Annotated in this window: 3 protein-coding genes; all 3 read left to right on the top strand. The window is 39.4% G+C overall.

All coding sequences use genetic code 11. The features are described from left to right. The first annotated feature begins 181 nt into the window (after nucleotides 1-181). The 3 genes from purE (at nucleotide 182) to ACP6PK_RS16290 (ending at nucleotide 3,495) form a co-directional block, all read left to right on the top strand. A complete protein-coding gene (gene purE / locus ACP6PK_RS16300; protein WP_426560849.1) occupies nucleotides 182-691 on the top strand; it encodes a 5-(carboxyamino)imidazole ribonucleotide mutase in 510 nt (169 codons plus the stop codon). A gap of 200 nt (nucleotides 692-891) precedes the next feature. Then, nucleotides 892-2,370, top strand: coding sequence for an ammonium transporter (locus tag ACP6PK_RS16295; RefSeq protein WP_426560847.1), 1,479 nt, complete (start codon nucleotides 892-894; stop codon nucleotides 2,368-2,370). 237 nt (nucleotides 2,371-2,607) lie between these two features. Next, nucleotides 2,608-3,495 carry an SGNH/GDSL hydrolase family protein gene (locus ACP6PK_RS16290; protein WP_426560845.1) on the top strand — a complete coding sequence of 296 codons (888 nt, stop codon included), beginning with the start codon at nucleotides 2,608-2,610 and terminating at the stop codon, nucleotides 3,493-3,495. The last annotated feature ends 819 nt before the right edge of the window (nucleotides 3,496-4,314 follow it).

The raw sequence follows: 4,314 nt of genomic DNA, 5'->3' as shown, positions 1-4,314 counted from the left end.
GAGGTAAAATTATCTTTCTAATTTTTGAGAGACTATTTCTCAAATTACTACTCCCCACTTCCTCAGACCTAAAAAAGATAATTTCTCGCATTTATCAAGGTAGTGAGGTAAAATTATCTTTCTAATTTTTGAGAGACTATTTCTCAAATTACTACTCCCTATTTCCTCAGACCTAAAAAATATGAATCCCATAATCGGAATTATAATGGGCAGTGACTCAGACTTGCCCACCATGAAAGAAGCGATCGCCATCTGCGAAGAATTTAACGTACCCTCGGAAGTCGCCATTGTCTCAGCCCACCGTACCCCCCAAAGAATGTTTGAATATGCCCAAACTGCCCATCAAAGAGGATTAAAAGTCATCATTGCCGGAGCAGGAGGGGCTGCACATCTCCCAGGAATGGTCGCATCTTTAACGTCACTCCCAGTCATCGGTGTACCAGTACAAACCCGAACATTGCAAGGAATAGACTCCTTATATTCTATAGTCCAAATGCCAGGAGGAATACCAGTAGCCACAGTAGCGATCGGCAATGCCAAAAATGCTGGCTTATTAGCAGTTCAAATATTAGCATCCCACCAACCAGAATTATTAGAAAAGGTGCAAAAGTACCGCCAGACCTTAGCAGAATCAGTAATGAATAAACAAACTAAGCTAGAGCAGCTCGGATATGAAAAATATTTAACATAAACTTAACCATTATGCAACTATTTGATACTAAAAAACCAACAAATACTTGCTATTGTAACTGACAGAAACAGTTGTAGAAATACTCTCTATCCAAACTACTGATAAATTAAAAATAGTAGTAATGGATACAGAAAAATCATACAACAATTAGTGCGATATTTTTGGCATTTGTAATCTAACTAATTAACTTGGTCTTAAAAATGACATCTAAACTAAAGTTTAGGAGTAACAGAACAGAAAATAGACGGTTATCAACAAAATATAGCCGTTTATTAGAACCGACAGCATTAATAGATCGGCTACGTCGGACAAAATGGTTTTCCCTCCCAACATTAACCTGTATACCTCTAGTATTTATAATTATTGCCCTATGGGCAGGAGCAGCAACAGCCCAAGACCAAGAATTAACCCCAGAATATGTAAAAGGGGTTTTAGATGCAATTTGGATTTTGGTAGCTTCAGTCTTTGTAATTTTTATGAATGCTGGTTTCGGAATGTTAGAAACAGGATTCTGCCGCCAGAAAAATGCAGTTAATATTTTAGCAAAAAATTTAATCGTATTTGCTATAGCTACATTAGTCTATTGGTCTATAGGATTTTCCACAATGTTTGCTGGAGACCATCCCTTTATTGGTGGGGGTGGTTTTTTTCTAACTGGCGAATCTAGTACATACGGACTAGATCCATTTCCTGCTGGTTTGCCAGTACCCATATTTTTCCTATTCCAAGCAGCTTTTGCTGCCACTGCTGCAACTATTGTCTCTGGAGCAGTAGCAGAAAGAATTGAATTTTCCGCCTTTTTACTGTTTAGCTTATTAATCACAGGTATTTCATATCCCATTACTGGACATTGGATTTGGGGTAGTGCTGGTTGGCTAGGTGCAATGGGTTTCAAAGACTTTGCAGGTTCAACAGCAGTTCACTCAGTCGGTGGCTGGGCAGCACTGGTAGGAGCATATATACTTGGACCTCGGATGGGCAAATATGATGAAAATAATCAACCCAGAGCAATTCCTGGCCATAATATGGGTTTTGCTACTTTGGGCTGTTTAATTCTTTGGATCGGTTGGTTTGGCTTTAACCCTGGTTCTCAACTTGCAGCAGATGAAAATGTGGTTTATATTGCTGTGACTACAAACTTAGCCGCAGCAGCAGGGGGGGCTACCGCAACTATTACTTCTTGGTTGAAAGATAATAAACCAGACCTTTCAATGATTATTAACGGGGTTTTAGCTGGCTTAGTTGGGATTACAGCAGGTTGTGATGGCGTATCTTATTTAGGGGCAGTAATTATTGGTGCTGTAGCTGGTATAATTGTAGTTTTTTCTGTTCCCTTCTTTGACAAGTTGCACATTGATGACCCTGTAGGTGCAACATCAGTTCACTTAGTATGTGGGGCTTGGGGTACTTTAGCCGTTGGTATTTTTGTCGAAGGTGCTAATATCTTTACTCAAGCTATAGGTATTATTTCCGTTGGATTGTTTACAGTTATACTCTCCACTATTTTCTGGCTAGCTTTAAAGGCTACTATAGGTATCCGTGTCCATCCAGAGCAAGAATATGAGGGCTTGGATATTTCTGAACATGGTATGGAAGCCTATAATGGCTTTGTAAAAGAACCTGATGCCCTTGGCACTGGTATTTCTACAGGGATGGATATCGAACTTGAAAAACATTAACTGTTTAATTCTACTTCATTAATTGGTAATGGATAATTACTTCTGGTTAAAACCTTAACTAAATTGAAGTATGAGGAAATTACAATTTATTTTCTCTTGGTCTAGGGATGGCGAGGTTCTCTCGACCTCTTTTTCTATTGAAATAGAAGGCTTTAAACAGGATTGATTAATTATCCATCATTATCCATTGGTAAAATAGCCATAGCTATAAGTCAGTTGTTTCACTATGGAGACTAATTGAATTCTGCTACGGTGTTTACTTTCTCTAAAAATATTCCAATTTGGGCTTGGTGTTCTTTGGCTGCTAATGGGCTACTGTCATTGACAGTAGCCATGCTAGTTGTCACTAATTACAAATTACCAGAAGACCCACAAGCAACTGCTACAATAACTTCTACTTCTACTACGACCAAAACCATTGAATCTAATCAACCAAGCCCTCTATTTGGGGAACCTCGAACAGAACTTCTGGCTATTGGCAGAAATCATAAATGGACTTATCAACAATGGGTGGAACAGTTACAGCGAGAAGCGATCGCTGCAGCTAATAATCGTCCTGACCGTCTAACTGTTTTAGTAGGAGATTCTTTGAGTCTTTGGTTTCCCTCAAAACTTCTTCCCTGGGATAGAAATTGGTTAAATCAAGGAATTTCTGGAGAAACAACGGCCGGTCTATTGAAGAGATTATATTTATTTGATAGTACCAGGCCAGAAACAATTTTTGTGATGATTGGGATTAACGATCTGGTACATGGGGTGGACGATACTACAATTCTGGCAAATCAAAGCAGAATTATTGGTCAATTACGAGCTGTTCATCCAGGAAGTCAAATAGTTGTCCAATCTATTTTGCCCCATAGTGGGGAGTCCGCTACTTGGGAAGGTCGTGATCGCCTCTTACTATTGTCCAATAGTCGCATCAGAAAAATCAATCGTAGTCTGAAAGCTTTAGCTGATGTTGAAGGGGCGTTCTTTTTAAATCTTCATCCACTATTTACAGATGCTCAAGGTTTTCTCCGCTCTGAACTGAGTACCGATGGCCTACACCTGAATGATCGAGGTTATCAAGTTTGGAGTACAGCAATTAAAATGTATAGCAAAATGAGATTAGAAGAACCTCAGTAACAGTTATCAGTCCCTTAAAAGGGGTAGGGCCGTTTCATTCATATCGTGAGTTAACAATTTAAGTAGAACGGGAGATGTTTAGGATCACAAAATAGAGAAATTAGCCATATCAGTGCCGATTTTTCAGCTTCGGAGTGTCATTGAAGTAGCACTCAGCACTCAGCAGTCAGCTATTAGCTTTTCACTGTGTATAATGGGGGATACTCTAGAGTTGCCGCTCCGCGTCTTATAACCCCCACGCAAAGCGCACCAGCAATTTTTCTCTCCTCTTGTGGGGGACTTAAACCCTCGGATTTTAGCGCTCCTGCTAAATGCTGGCAAGCTCCGCATGACCTAAGGAAAAGCTAATAGCTAGTTAAACTCTGTCTAAATATCTGGTTCAATGGCCTCAAATAAAAACTATTCGTATTTTTAACCTTTAAGAATAATTGATGAATATTGGGGATGCTCTGTGGGTAAAGGGTGGAAAATTCTCCCCTGCTCCCTACTCCCCTGCTCCCCAGGAGCCTTAAGCAAGAATGAAACTGCCCTGCTATCCAAGGGGAGGCTTGAAAACTTATTTTTTGCTGAGGACTTTTGTTGCTCTAATTATAGGAAGAAATAAATCTCTGCCATTTTAGCTGTAGAGCAGATGTAGGAAAAATACTATATATGGAGGTTTTCAACTATAGCGCAACGGTATATATAGAGTTTTGTCCGGAAATTAGCTATAGATTTTCCCATCTGTCTTAATTTAGCTAAACTTTTGTCGCTCTATTCTCATCAGAAATAAATCTCTGCCATTTTAGCTGTAGAGCAGATGTAGGAAAAATACTATAT

This window comes from Dapis hubbardiae BLCC-M172, from assembly GCF_050016015.1.
GTDB lineage: Bacteria > Cyanobacteriota > Cyanobacteriia > Cyanobacteriales > Microcoleaceae > Trichodesmium.
Note: the sequence above shows the minus strand (reverse complement) of the source record. Positions and strands in the feature narration are given on the sequence as shown.